The organism is Providencia sp. PROV040 (genome assembly GCF_032706145.1).
In the GTDB taxonomy this organism is placed as follows: Bacteria; Pseudomonadota; Gammaproteobacteria; order Enterobacterales; family Enterobacteriaceae; genus Providencia; species Providencia hangzhouensis.
The window spans coordinates 103,256-116,148 of sequence record NZ_CP120531.1; the positions used below are offsets into that span (position 1 = coordinate 103,256).

General features: G+C 47.1%; 13 protein-coding genes. 10 read left to right on the top strand and 3 right to left on the bottom strand.

Going from position 1 to position 12,893, the window contains the following annotated elements:
* From traC to P3L40_RS23095, 5 genes are all read left to right on the top strand, one after another.
* Positions 1-2,490, top strand: a complete 2,490-nt coding sequence (traC, locus tag P3L40_RS23075) for a type IV secretion system protein TraC (RefSeq protein ID WP_094962205.1) — start codon at positions 1-3, stop codon at positions 2,488-2,490.
* Complete coding sequence (locus P3L40_RS23080) at positions 2,487-2,762, top strand: hypothetical protein (protein WP_094962204.1); 276 nt, start codon at positions 2,487-2,489, stop codon at positions 2,760-2,762. The genes traC and P3L40_RS23080 overlap by 4 nt, the downstream gene beginning before the upstream one ends.
* Before the next feature lie 89 nt (positions 2,763-2,851).
* A complete protein-coding gene (gene lepB / locus P3L40_RS23085; RefSeq protein ID WP_131680434.1) occupies positions 2,852-3,304 on the top strand; it encodes a signal peptidase I in 453 nt (150 codons plus the stop codon).
* A gap of 155 nt (positions 3,305-3,459) precedes the next feature.
* A complete protein-coding gene (locus P3L40_RS23090; protein WP_272690825.1) occupies positions 3,460-4,596 on the top strand; it encodes a TrbC family F-type conjugative pilus assembly protein in 1,137 nt (378 codons plus the stop codon).
* Positions 4,597-4,637: 41 nt separating this feature from the next.
* A complete protein-coding gene (locus P3L40_RS23095) occupies positions 4,638-5,678 on the top strand; it encodes a TraU family protein (RefSeq protein WP_131680436.1) in 1,041 nt (346 codons plus the stop codon).
* 49 nt (positions 5,679-5,727) lie between these two features.
* Here P3L40_RS23095 and P3L40_RS23100 read toward each other — a convergent pair whose 3' ends face one another.
* A complete protein-coding gene (locus tag P3L40_RS23100) occupies positions 5,728-6,261 on the bottom strand; it encodes a tetratricopeptide repeat protein (protein WP_094962202.1) in 534 nt (177 codons plus the stop codon).
* A 141-nt stretch (positions 6,262-6,402) separates the two neighbouring features.
* Positions 6,403-7,149 (bottom strand): AcaB family transcriptional regulator, encoded by a 747-nt coding sequence (locus P3L40_RS23105; protein WP_131680365.1) that lies wholly within the window; start codon positions 7,147-7,149, stop codon positions 6,403-6,405.
* A gap of 521 nt (positions 7,150-7,670) precedes the next feature.
* Here P3L40_RS23105 and P3L40_RS23110 point away from each other — a divergent pair.
* Both P3L40_RS23110 and P3L40_RS23115 read left to right on the top strand, forming a co-directional pair.
* Entirely contained in the window at positions 7,671-8,267 is a 597-nt protein-coding gene (locus P3L40_RS23110; protein ID WP_094962200.1) for a hypothetical protein, read from the top strand.
* 103 nt (positions 8,268-8,370) lie between these two features.
* Positions 8,371-8,577 (top strand): hypothetical protein, encoded by a 207-nt coding sequence (locus P3L40_RS23115; protein WP_136135146.1) that lies wholly within the window; start codon positions 8,371-8,373, stop codon positions 8,575-8,577.
* Positions 8,578-8,965: 388 nt separating this feature from the next.
* On the opposite strand, the gene P3L40_RS23120 is transcribed toward P3L40_RS23115, so the two are convergent.
* Complete coding sequence (locus P3L40_RS23120) at positions 8,966-9,127, bottom strand: hypothetical protein (RefSeq protein WP_165568267.1); 162 nt, start codon at positions 9,125-9,127, stop codon at positions 8,966-8,968.
* A gap of 143 nt (positions 9,128-9,270) precedes the next feature.
* Between P3L40_RS23120 and P3L40_RS23125 the strand changes: the two genes are divergently transcribed.
* The 3 genes from P3L40_RS23125 to P3L40_RS23135 all read left to right on the top strand — a co-directional run bounded on the left by P3L40_RS23125 (position 9,271) and on the right by P3L40_RS23135 (position 12,721).
* The gene (locus tag P3L40_RS23125; protein WP_094962198.1) at positions 9,271-9,957 is read left to right on the top strand and encodes a single-stranded DNA-binding protein; all 687 of its coding nucleotides are present in this window, start codon (positions 9,271-9,273) and stop codon (positions 9,955-9,957) included.
* A gap of 66 nt (positions 9,958-10,023) precedes the next feature.
* Complete coding sequence (locus P3L40_RS23130; protein WP_094962197.1) at positions 10,024-11,547, top strand: recombinase RecT; 1,524 nt, start codon at positions 10,024-10,026, stop codon at positions 11,545-11,547.
* A gap of 58 nt (positions 11,548-11,605) precedes the next feature.
* Positions 11,606-12,721, top strand: coding sequence for a lambda-exonuclease family protein (locus tag P3L40_RS23135; protein WP_136135147.1), 1,116 nt, complete (start codon positions 11,606-11,608; stop codon positions 12,719-12,721).
* The last annotated feature ends 172 nt before the right edge of the window (positions 12,722-12,893 follow it).

The following is a 12,893-nucleotide window of genomic DNA, read 5'->3' on the forward strand; positions in this document are numbered from 1 at the left end:
ATGAGCGAATCAATCATCATACAGCGTTTGAAGTCTATCAAACGCTTCTCGGATGTGTGCCCTGTCCGGGCATACGATGAGAAAAACCATATTTTCCTCTGCGACAATAAATATATCGGATTCGGCTTCCTTTGCCGTCCGCTGTCCGGTACCAGTGGGAAAGAAATGCAGCAATTACAAACATTGCTGTCGTCCAACTTCCCAGCGAAGACCATTGTGCAGTTCGATCTGGTTGCCAGCCCGAACATCGTTGGCAAAATTAATCAGATGGACGTTCTGCGCATGGACTGCGATGACGAAGTATTGCGGGATGCCATTTACAACCGTTCTAAGTTCCTGCTTCACAGCACCGACTATCCAATGAAGGGGACAGGTACCCGTGTGCGCAACTGTTTGTTGCTGATCACGGTGAAGGTGCCAGTGAAAAACGAATACGATATGCGGGAAGAAGAATTCAACTTGATTTCTGAGTTCCGTAACACGTTCGACACTACGTTGGGGATCATGGGGTTGTGCCCTGCTACACTGACGCGAGACCGTTACATCGACGTGCTGTCTGCCATTTTGAATCAGGGGGAAACGGCGTCGTGGCGTGACCGTAATCCGCTGCAAGTGCAAGACGATTTGATGATCTCGGAACAGCTGGTTGACCCTGATCGCGAGTTTTTCATTCGCAATAAATACTGTGCTTTCGGCAGTCCTGAAGACGAAAACCAGCGTGGTGAACGTCACACTGGTACGACGTTTGTGCGCACACTGAGCGCCAAAAAACTGCCTAAGCGGTTCTTCCCAGGGCAGGCGCAATACTTCCTCGGCGATATGATGAGTGGTGCAACCGGCATTAAGTCGTCCTGCATTATCTCCATGAGCATGATCTTCTTTGACCAGCAAAACGCAAAGACCAAGTTCACGCAAAAGCGTAACTGGATTGTGCAGCAAACCGACGGGCCGATGGTGAAGTGGATCCCATCTTTGAAGACCATTCGTGAAGGTTACGACCTGCTGAGCGACAAGCTGGACAACGGCGAACCGATCTGCAAAGCCAAATTCACGGTGACTATCTTCTCCAACTCTAAAGACGGAGTATTCCGAGCGAGCCAAGAAGCGGCCAGCTACCTCAACACCTATCAGTTCAAAATGATTCCGGACAGCTACTTTGTTGCGCCGATTTTCCTTTCGTCCCTGCCAATGTTCAACGAGGCTGGCGCAGAGAAGTCGATGGGTCGTTACCGCACGCTGGCACTGAGTGAAGCATTGGTTATTTCCCCGCTTTATGCTGACTGGCAAGGGACCAGTAATCCGGCGTTAATGCTGACTTCCCGGTCGGGCCAGGTGCAGATGCTTGACTTGTTCGACTCAGATACCAACTACAACGCCTGTATTGCGGCAGAGTCCGGTTCTGGTAAGTCGTTCTTAACCAACTACATCATTACCGCTTATCGCAGCTTGGGGGCGAAGGTCTGGTGTATCGACGTCGGTGATTCTTACAAAAATATTTGTGAGACCTATAACGGAGACTATCTGGATTTCCATCCCGATAAGAAACCGTGCCTCAACTTCTTTGAACTGATTGAAGACTACTTCGGCGAAAACCCCGATAACGAAGACGGCGGTGAAGAAGACTTGATCATCGGGCTTCTGTCTGTGATGGCTGCGCCTAAGGCTGGCCTGAACGACTTCGAAGAAGCCCGTATGAAAGAGCACGTTGCCAACCTCGTCCGCAAACATGGCAAAGAAACTACCGTGGATATGGTCGCGGAATCGCTGCTGTCGGATGAAGAGAACGATATCAAGCGTTTGGGCCACCAGTTGTACCCATTCACCAGCCGGGGTCAGTACGGCAAATTCTTCGTGGGCAAAAACAACATCGACTTCCGTAACCCGTTTACGGTTCTGGAACTGTCACGCCTGGAAAGTTCTGAGCACCTGAAGCAGGTTGTACTGTTGCAACTTATTTACCAAATCCAGCAAGACATGTTCATGGGCGATCGCGGCCAGATGAAAATCGTGGTTATCGACGAAGCTTGGGCATTGCTCAAAGGGAACATCGGCGCGTTCATTGAGAAAGGTTATCGCCGCTTCCGTAAATACAACGGCGCGGCCATTACGATCACTCAGTCCATTAACGATATTTACAAAGACAGCGTCGGAAAATCTATCGCCGATAACTCTGCGTTTATGCTGTTACTGGGTCAGAGTGAATCTGCGGTCAATGAAGCGCAACACCACCAGCGTCTGGCTCTGGATGACGCGGGGTATCGCTTCTTGAAGACGGTACGTTCGAGCCGAGGGGTTTACTCAGAAATTTACGTGATTTCCAAATCCGGCCAAGGAATTAGTCGGCTTATAGTGGATCCGTTCTCCATGCTGTTGTACTCGACGGCACCGGACGACGTAGCCGCTATCCGAAAACGTAAAGCACAAGGCATGTCAACTCAGGATGCCATCAACTCCATTCTTGAAGAGCGACAACGAGGTAAAGCCGCATGATTAAGACCGCAGTTGTTTCATTACTCTGCGGGTTTCTGGGAGCCGCCCTGTATGGGCGGTTTGTTCCTCCCGCTGCACCGACTGACTACATTGCCGTTGTCAGTTATACCGGGGCAAATGGAAAGGTTCTCAGCGACCCTCAAATCAAACTGGTTCATGCGCGCGCCGAAGCAATGGCGAAGGCAGGTTACATGATCCTTAATGAGTCCGCGTTATACAAATACCCTGCCTACATGCAGATCCCGCAAACCGTTTCTTCGTCAGGCAACTAACCGGGGGTATCGTGGTTAAGGACACAGTGAATTCGCTTTGGAAGAAGATTTATAAGCAGAAGCGCCCGTGGAAAAAACATGCTTTGCTGATGTTGCTGGTGGGGGCGGTCTCCGCCCCATCCAGTTATTACGTGTTGCATCGCTTCGAAATTGGTATTGATCCTCAGAACAACCAATGTTTACCACCTTATCGAATTTATCTGGTCGATAAGGGCGATACCAAGCCCGTCAAAGGCACTACCTTTGCTTTCAGTTCGAAATACATGGGTAAGACAGGGAAAGGTATCAAAATGGTGGATGGGGTGGCTGGGGATGCCATCACTGTGAATGATGAGGAAACCACTGTTAACGGCTCAATGGTCGGTGAAGGCCTCGCGCTTGCCAATGAATCAGGTCACACCCCTCAGGAACTCACTCGTAAAGGTGTTATCCCAGAAGGTCGGGTCTGGTTGATGGGCCGAACAAAACTCAGCTTCGACTCTCGCTATTGGGGGACGGTGCCGGAAACACAAATCATAGGAAGGGCCTACCCAATATGGTAATTCAACAAAAAATCGCGACGTTTCACAAAACGCTTATCTCATTGGCTGTGCTTAGTAGCATGGCCTTTTCTGTCAATGCCGCGCCGCAGTCTGTGACAGATTTGCCCTCTCGGCCAGCCAGCGGATTCCAGGGAAAAGATCTGCCCTCTCGCCCAGTGGAAGTTACGAATAATGAAAAGGCCGATATTGAAAACCTTATCCGCGTGGCAAGAGAGCAACAAAAACAAGAAGAAGCAAATGCAAAGTTGGCGCGTGAAAATAACCGTGAAATGCTGCGTAAAATGCCTGAAACGCGTTCAGATAACGAAATGATAAGTGACGCTGTCACAGGTGCGATTGCTGATGCGGATATCGCTGATGGTAAACAAAATAAAATGGCGGGCGATTTTTACTATGTGTTGGTTTCTGCCTCTCTGTCTGATAAAGAAATTAAAGACATGATGACCGACTACAATGGCCGCAGAGATATTGCATTGGTCATTCGTGGCGTTACAGATAAAGCAAAATTAATGGACGAGCTTACTCGCTGGCAACAACTGGTGCTCGACTCAGGGGCAGAAGTAACAGTTAATCTGGATCCGGTCATTTTCAAAGATAATGCCGTTACGGCGGTGCCGACCATCATCCATGAGAAAGACGGCGAATTTGTTGCCAGTGTTTCCGGTATCTCGAATATCGACTTCCTAAAGGGTAAAACCGGTAAGCTGGGTACCGCAGGTCCAACCAAAGAGGTCGTAGAGCGCAGTCTACTGGATATGATTGAGGAAGGCGTGAAAAACCTCGATTTTGATCAGATGAAAAAAGATGCTTTAAATAATTATTGGCCTCGCCAACGCCAAGAGCTTGAAGCTTTCCCAACCGTTATGAGGCGTGCGACCCACACGATTGACCCGACGGTGATCATTCCGCAGGACATTGTCACGCCGGAAGGGGTTGTCGTCGCGAAAAAAGGGAAGGTCAACCCATTGGATGTGATACCTTTCGGCCAAAAGCTGATTGTGTTTGATGCCAGCGTGCCGTGGCAACGTGACTTTGCTCGCCAGGAATATGAAAACACGGAGCCGGGCATCAACCCTATACTGATCACAACCAACGTTTACGGTGATGGCTGGGATACCTTCAAAGATGCTGCACAACATTATGGTAAAAAAGCCCGCCTTTACATGATCCAGCCTGGTATGTCTGAACGCTTTGGGATTGAAGCGGTGCCCAGTGTCGTAACTGCTGACAGAAAGGTCTTCATTATCAACGAATACCCTGAAGCCAACTACGCACAAAAGGTGGCAAAATGAAATCCCTACACACGAAATTGAAATTATTCAGCTTGCACCTGATGGCGGCCACCGCAGTTTCCTTATGTTTTGCGGGCAATGCACTGGCTGACAAAACGGCGGAGACAGCACCTGCGGTCAACGAAGTTTGTCGTGATAACCAGCTTCTTTCTTTCAAGCTTTTTACCGACGTATGCTGGGGGTGTATCTTCCCAATCAAGGTGGCCGGAATTACAATGGGCCCCTCTGGTAAAGTGCCGGATAATGCGGCTGGTGGCATGGCCTGTGCCTGCCAAGACGGGCTTGGGGTATATCACCCCGGTGTGCTGACAGCAATGTGGGAACCCCGAAAAGTCATCGAACTGACGCGCACGCCGGGCTGCATGTCATCGTTGGGTGGGGTTAACTTAAACCTCGGAAACAACCTTCAGTACGGGATCCAAACCGATGGCGCTGATGAAGAACGCCGTAATAAATTTTCGATCAGTTTCTATAACGCACACATGTATGCCCTGCCACTTCTGCGCATGCTTGACCTGTATTTGCCAGGGCAATGTACTGCCGACCCATACAGTGACTTTGACGTGGTCAGTTTCTCCGAGATAGACCCAACCTGGAACAATACAGCCTTAGCCTTCTTCCAGAATCCAGAATCGGCTGCGGTGGCTAACGTTGTCGCACAGCAAGCTTGCGCCCTTGAGGCTGCGGCTCAATTTGCAGGTAAGCAGCCAATGGATTCGTTGTGGTGGTGTGCGGGCTCTTGGGGTGGACAATATCCATTAACGGGATCGGTACGAAGCATGGACACGCCACGGACAACCAGCCTGGCTGGTATTCGCGAACTTGCAGTTGAGCATCGTCGTGGTTTGGCGTATCGAACGATGGGGAATGACACTGTTTGCCGCTCGAAGATCTACCCAACTCTACCGAAGCAACAATACAAACTGAATATGTTCAGCCCGACACCGGAAACCAAAGAAGGCCACGAAGTCGGTGAATCCCCCTATCAGTGGCAAGGTGGCATGTACAGGTACCCAACGGGGAAAGGTCAGGATTCGACGTACATGATCTTCCAATGGATGGATTGCTGTCGGACGATTTAACACATTGTTTTATTGAATCAGACCCTTGTATCACTACAAGGGTTTTTTATTACCATGTTATTAGAGGGGATTCCGTCCTTTCACATGCTTTAGAATGACTCTGCCTGCATGATTCTTTCAGTTTTTCAAAAGCTATTATGTATTCTTCTGCCGGTTTATACCCTTTAATCCTAGCTTTATTAATCAGATAAATACCGAAATCGACATCTTTTGGAAATCCATCACCGTCTATATACATAGCCCCTAATGTGAATTCCGCGCGGGCGGATCCCTGACTTGCAGCCTGGTGAAACCAATACCCCGCTAAGCGGTAATTGACCTTACCACTTTTACCGAAGTAATAGTGTAACGCTAGAGACTCTTGGGATTTAAGATGGTTTTGCTTGGCTGCTTTAAGAAACGATTGCTCTGCAAGGTCGAATTTCCCCTCATTAGAATACCGCCAACCTGCCTTAAACAGATATTCCGGGTCGTTAATGAGTTGATTAGAGGCCGGATGATTTGTGTTTTTTTGCTGTGTATTTGCCCCAAAGGCTGGAAGGCACAGAGAGACAGTAAGATAAGCAATGGCTATCTTCTTCATAGAAACCTATTTATTATTTTTAATAAAATCAAACAACGAATAGGTTAAACGTTAACAAATTTTTATCAAATTGCAATTAGCCATTGAAAAAGGCAGGTGGGTGGCCTGCCTTTGTGAGGGGGTCGAACAGAGAGGGAGTTACTACTGGGTCGGACTATCGTCTTTTTGTTCGATGACTTCGGCTTGTTCGCTAGTTGCACCGTCCTCCGCTACTGCATTTTTGCCATTGTTGTCGTTCAGCTCTTTAACAGTGGCCGATGCGTGTCGGTCAAGGAGGTTAACCATATCGCGAATACTGTCGCGCAGACGGGTTTTGTAGTCGTCCACTTCATCCTGGTTGAACAGGTTGTTCAGCCACAGGCGGTCGAGCAAAGTGATCAGCTCGTCAAAACCACGGAACATTCGGACGACACGCATGGCGTCCGGCGTGCGCACGCGGATGTTATAGTCGCGCGGGGCTGTATAGGAAACTTCTTCGATACGGGACTTACCTGAAGATTTGGCTTGGTCTAGCACTTTGTTAAGCGCCGCAATGCCAGAGCTAATCTCTTTCTCAGGTCCCGCCAACACTTCGCCTACGGCCTTTTTGGTGCGTTCAATCGCGCCTTTTACGCCTAGACGCTCCAGGCTGGTGCTGTTGATGGTCAGGTTAAACAGCGCCTTTGACATTGGATTGTAGTGGCGTTGCTGCATGCGAATGCCTTCTTGCGTTTGCAGCTGGAACGGTACCGTGATCTCTGGGTTGGAGTATTCGCGGCGTTCGCGCGCAGCCCCTTGCCCTTTGCTCTGTCCGGTCTCGGTGTTACGGGGGCGGTTGCCACGGTTGTTACGTTTGTTTTGATCCTGCTTAACGTTATCAGTCACTTTAGCCTTCTCTGTCGTTGCCATGATTTGTCCTCACATTTAGTCGCATTTAAGCCTGGCTATTTAGTCATATGAAAACGGCCAAGTCATGGGAAAAGGCCAGCGTTTCGCGGAAGAAAAACAGTTCTTGATTTGGGCGATTATCTGAAGTAGGCTTTTGTAACAGCCTAGCTGATGGCTAACTCCTTCTCAGCATAACTTCCAACGTGAACCCGTAACTTTGGCGCGAAGACACCGCCACCTCCTGGTAGCCGAAAAGGCTTTCCTCACGGGTTTCGCACGCCTCAATCAGGCCAGAGCATCTCTGACGTGTTCTTGTTCTTCGAACAAAACATGTCACCTTGCCGCCCTACCAAAGGGTATTTTTGGATCTCAATCCAAACCAAAAAAATTGTTAACTTCCTCTTTTTTTAAATCCCGCGTTTTGTCTGTGCTCAGACGTCGTTTTTAACGACGTCTTCCGCTTTGTTTACATCTATTGAATCTTCACGTTTCAGGGTGTTTCTCTGTGGCCGGACTTCGCATATAAATTTATGGTGAATATTATGACTTCTTTCGAATTGCAAGGTTTTGTTTATATTAGCATGTTCCTCTCGTTGTTCTGGCGTCCTAAAAACGCATCGTTCGTAGTGCCAGCTGGTATTGCTTTTTATATTTACACAACCGGATTTGTGCAATCCACTATTCCTTTAATCATTGCCTGTGGCTGTCTGACTCTGTCAGCTGTTGTTCTGGCTGTTCAAATCATGTCTCGTTTCTCTTCTAAAGATGACGAACTTGATGAGTCTGACGATTCTGATGATTCCTCTGCTTCAAACGCCAAACGCCCTTCTCGTACTGTTATCACAGAGCACGAGGGTAAGTTGGTTTCTTTTGGTATGGCTCATTGGAAAAATGACCGCTCAAACGATATGTCCTTCTATGTTGAACTTGAAGGGCAAAATAAAGTTTGGGCTATTGGGCTTAAAAAAGCCGTTGAGAATTCTGGTGCTAAAATTGGTGACACGGTTGTTTTCTGGAAAGACTCCGAAGTGCGTACCAATAAAGCTCAGGTTCTTGATCGTAAAGGTAATGTGACTGGTTATCGCGACCTTGAAACAGACAAGCGTCGTGGGCTCTGGATCATGGAAGTTGTTAGCTAATATTCACTTATCTCTCCTAAACAAGCCCAGTTCTCTGGGCTTTTAACTCTTTTAAATCTATTAATTTCAAGGTGATTTATGAATATCGTTAAAGCTTCTACGTTTGAAACCTGTATTCGTTGCGGCAGTCGTTGTCAGTTGGAAGGTTTTGATGCTTCCCGCTGTACCTATACCCTCAATTGCAGAGATTGTGGTTGGCATTGCTGCAACCATGAAGGTGCTGATGATTGTCCGCTTTGCATCAGTCAAAACGATGACATTGCGCTTCGCGAATACGGTGTTAAAAACAGGGCTGAGGCCTTCAAGTTGATGGCTAAAGTTAAACAAATGCTGTCTTCCGTTGCATGCAACATTGATAAGAACCGATTGAGGAAAAAAGACCGAAACCGTCTTGAAGACGCGTTTATGGTCTGTGTCCACCTCGATGGTACGAGCTATTGCAAAGGTTTTACGTACCGAGCCTCTCTGGATTTCATTTATCGTCGATACATGCAGTTAGCTGCTGCTTATCATTGATTTTCGTGCGGCCTTTCGCCATTTATCATCTTAACTTCCCAAGAAACCCAGCCTATGCTGGGTTTTTTTTTGCCTATTGATTGACCCAGTGGCTACTATCGCTTACTCTGTTCTGGCGATTTACTCGCATAACTTCCGGCAATAGCCCTTAACCAAAACACCTAATTTCGGCCACCAGCGCCTCAACGAATGGATCCTGTATTCATTCTCACGGCTTTCCCTTGCCTACAAAACAGAATTCGACGGCCCGGTGCCCTTTGGCTTCGGGCTTTTTGCTGTGCGTCGAACCGGTGTTTTTCCTCACGCTGAGGAATATCAATGCGGCCAGTCATCCTACTGGTCAATGCTTTACCCTTAACTTCCTTGTATCTCAAACTTTCTAACTTCTACCTGCCTATTGGTTTTCCAATCAAGGTGGTTGGCATTTTTTTGCCAAAAATATTCTTAATTTTTTAAATATTTTAAATCTATTAATGAGGTATTAATTATGTTCTCTAAAGCTAAAGGTACTGTTGCTATTGACCCTCGTTACACTCCTGCCCGTAACGGTAAAGATTCAGTTATCTTTTTCCGCTTAGGCTGTGAAATGACGATCAATAAACAGAAAGTTACTGAGTTCTACTCTATGAAGGCTTTCGGTAACGTTGCGGACTTCCTCAACAATACCATCAAGAAAGACTCTGAGATCTCTATCGAAGCCATTGCTCGCTCTGTTCGCTTTGTAAAAGATGGCGTTGATACTCACCGTACTGAGTTTCATGTTTTCTATGTCCACGATATTGCCACTAATTTGGTTGTCGATACTCGTGTCAATGAAGCTAAACCTCAGTCCTACATTGAGCCAGTAACACCCGCAACGCAGCCTCAGCAACCGACTCGTTCTCCAGAAATGAAGAAACGTGAAGAAGCTGAGTTGATTTGGCAGAAAATGACCGATGAAGAGGTTAAATCTGTTGGTAATAAATTCCGCGAAGTCTATCAAGCTGCAATTGCATCAGCCAATGCTAAAAGAGCCGTAAATAGCCGACCTGTGGATGTTGCAGCTACCGTTTCGAAAGAAACGACTACTGCACCTAAACCACGTTCGTTTGTCTCTCCTGCAAGTCCTACGCATCACATTCTTGCTGCAAGAGCTGCGGTCGTAAATGGTAGCTATACCGATATGCGTGGTTAATCGGTGGCATTTTCATATCTGCCTTACGGAAAACATTCTATTTAAATCTATTAAAGAGGTATTACCATGTCTTATTCGAACAACAGCCGTCGCGTTTATGACAACAATAACGCGAAAAGAGCCAACACTGACATCACTGTCAGGGTTGATACTGTGACCCGTCACATGATGACTCTAGGTAGTCAGTTTGAAAAGGCTGCAATGCACCCAAATATCTCCTTCCAGAGAGAGTGTGTGTTTGCTAAGCACATCATTAACAACAGTGACTACCTCACTGGAATTGCGTTGACTAACCCGCGTTCTTTCGAGACCGCGTTTTTACAGTTAGCGAGTTCCGGTTTGACGCTCGACCCTTCGCAGAAACTGGCTTATCTGGTTCCGCGAAATAATCGAGTGATCTTGGATGTTTCTTATCTCGGCCTCATTAAAATGGCTACAGATGAAGGGCTCTGCCAGGATATTGTTGCTGAATTGGTGTTTGAGAAAGATGCAGTATTTAAACCACAAGGTCGTCGTCAAAGTCCGATTCATGAGTTTGACCCCTTTGCTAGCAAAGGAGATTTAATTCTGACGGTAACGGATAAAGGCACCTTAGGCGCTCGTGGTAACTTCCGTGGTGTCTATGTGGATTTTCTCATGCGTGATGGCCGCAACCTCGTTTACTTCGTAACTGTAGAAGATTTAGCTGCTGCTCGTGCAGTGTCTGAATCCTGGAAAAAAGTGGATAAAAGAGCGTCTTCCCCGTGGACAACCTTCCCGTGGAAAATGGTTCTTAAATCCGCCCTTAAACAAACCGTTCATTTAATCCCAGGCAATCGAACTCGGATCAGCGCAGTGATTGATTATCTCAATACCTACGGTGAAGAAGGGTTCAAATCTTCCGCTCATGTCCCTGTTGAAGCTGCTGCTGCTGAAATGGCTCAACGTCAAGCTGCTCAGGCTGCTAACAATGACGTTGCTTCATCTCAGGCTAATGCTGCCGATGACAGTGTTATTGAGGGTGAAGTTGTTGCTCATAATGACGTCACTACTCCTGAACAGGAGTCACAGCCTGTTATGCAGGAACCTCAGTCTGCTTCCGTTGATGTTCAAACGGAATCAACTGCTGGTGATTCTCAGCCAGAAGAACTTCAAGTTCCGATGTCTGATATTCCTGGTGTTCGTCAAAGCAGTTTCAAACGTATTGCAAAACTCGTGACTCGCGCTGAAAAAACGCTGGCTTACGAAACCATGATCGCAGAACTGAAAGATGCTTTTTCCTTCAATGACAGCGAATTGGTTTACGCAAAACGTCAACTGGAACAATCGCGCCGTGATCTGCTCAGTGCAAAAGTTTCTGAGTCCATTCACCAGTGTGATTTTGGGATCGCAAATGACTTTGTTAATCGTCTCGCTGACGGTGAGTTTAAAGCCAGTGCAACACAGTGGGTTTCTTCTGTTGAGGTCGAAACTAACTCAATGCAAGTGCTTTACTCCCAAGCTCTTCAGTCCGGTCAATTCGACGAACTTGAGTCAGCCTTAAATTCAGTCAAACACAAGGGTCTCAAAGAGATGCTGTGCGAACTGATTTCTACGGCTAAAGCGGCATAAAACATAACCGGCATTTTTTGCCGGTTTTTTTAATTTTATAAATTTTTATGGTGATCGTATGTCTGATTCAATCTGTGAAATTGTCGATATTGAACAAGGAACTCCTGAGTGGCACAAATGGCGTAGAACCGGTGTTACCGCAACATGCTCCCCTATTCTTATGGGTGCGCCTGGTGCAATGAAAACGCCCTATCAGTTGTACCTTCAGTATGCAGGCTTGCTTGCATCTGAAGATTTATCTGCTATCAAGCAGGTAGATGCCGGTAACAAACTCGAAGCGCTTGCGCGGTCATACTGTGAAAATGAGTTGGGGCAAATTGCTTCACCTTTTTGCGTTCGACATGCCAAGTATCCGTTCATGATAGCTTCGCTTGATGGACAGCTCGATGACCGTTCCGTACTGGAAATCAAGAATCTCTCTGAGAAAAAACATTTAGCCATCCTTGAACAAGGTTCAGCTTCGCCGGAATTTAAATATTACTTCTGGCAGGTTCAGCACCAACTATTCGTAACAGGTGCCCCACAAGCTTATCTCGTTTTTTGGTCCGCTAAAGATCAGCCGAAGATTTTCCTCATCAAACCAAACCAAACTGCTTTCAACCGCTTATTTGCTGCATGCAAAGAATTTTGGGAACGTTTAGAGGAAAAGGTCGCTCCGGCTTTTGATAAACAGCAAGACATCCTGCTGATTTCTGATGCTGAAATTTTGGCTCAGACCAGTGAATTTACTGCTCCCGATGACCTCTCTGCTCGTATTGCTGATATCCGCCGTCAAGTTGCGAATGTCCGCGCCAAAGAAGTTGAGTTTGAGGCCGTAAAAGCCCAGCTGTCTGATCTCGAAGAAACGCTTAAGGCGTCTATTCAAGGTCTGGCAATAGGTCTTGGGTTTAATAGTAATGACCCTATTCGCATTGACGGATTTGGTTTTCGCTATCTGGAAAGTAAAGTCAAAGGTCGTACAAACTGGAAAATGATCTCAGAGCGTCTTAATGCTACTGCTGAACAGTATCCTGATTGTGTCACCCAGGAATCGTTACGCTCCACTTTGTCAGTGTATGAATATGACGCCTCCCCTGAGGATAGCGTTTATGTTCCACCTGAAGCCTTCAAACCTATTGTTGCTGAAGGTGATGCACTGCCTGATGTTGCTGATACCGCCTTGTTGTTGTTTTAACTCATACACACCCGACTTCGGTCGGGTTTTTTCTTGTTGACCTTGTGCGCGCAATTGATTATTGTAGCGGTGCGGTACACACCGCCTAACTTCTGGCATCTCGCCCCTAAACACCTAATTTCGGCCATATCGCCCTTCTGAATGCGTTTAATCTCATTCACACGGCACACGC

Coding starts and splice junctions, on each gene's coding strand:
- P3L40_RS23135 (WP_136135147.1), top strand. CDS start 11,606: ATGTCTGATTCAATCTGTGAAATTGTCGATATTGAACAAGGAACTCCT.
- P3L40_RS23100 (WP_094962202.1), bottom strand. CDS start 6,261: ATGAAGAAGATAGCCATTGCTTATCTTACTGTCTCTCTGTGCCTTCCA.
- P3L40_RS23080 (WP_094962204.1), top strand. CDS start 2,487: ATGATTAAGACCGCAGTTGTTTCATTACTCTGCGGGTTTCTGGGAGCC.
- P3L40_RS23110 (WP_094962200.1), top strand. CDS start 7,671: ATGACTTCTTTCGAATTGCAAGGTTTTGTTTATATTAGCATGTTCCTC.
- lepB (WP_131680434.1), top strand. CDS start 2,852: ATGTTGCTGGTGGGGGCGGTCTCCGCCCCATCCAGTTATTACGTGTTG.
- P3L40_RS23130 (WP_094962197.1), top strand. CDS start 10,024: ATGTCTTATTCGAACAACAGCCGTCGCGTTTATGACAACAATAACGCG.
- P3L40_RS23095 (WP_131680436.1), top strand. CDS start 4,638: ATGGCGGCCACCGCAGTTTCCTTATGTTTTGCGGGCAATGCACTGGCT.
- P3L40_RS23125 (WP_094962198.1), top strand. CDS start 9,271: ATGTTCTCTAAAGCTAAAGGTACTGTTGCTATTGACCCTCGTTACACT.
- P3L40_RS23105 (WP_131680365.1), bottom strand. CDS start 7,149: ATGGCAACGACAGAGAAGGCTAAAGTGACTGATAACGTTAAGCAGGAT.
- traC (WP_094962205.1), top strand. CDS start 1: ATGAGCGAATCAATCATCATACAGCGTTTGAAGTCTATCAAACGCTTC.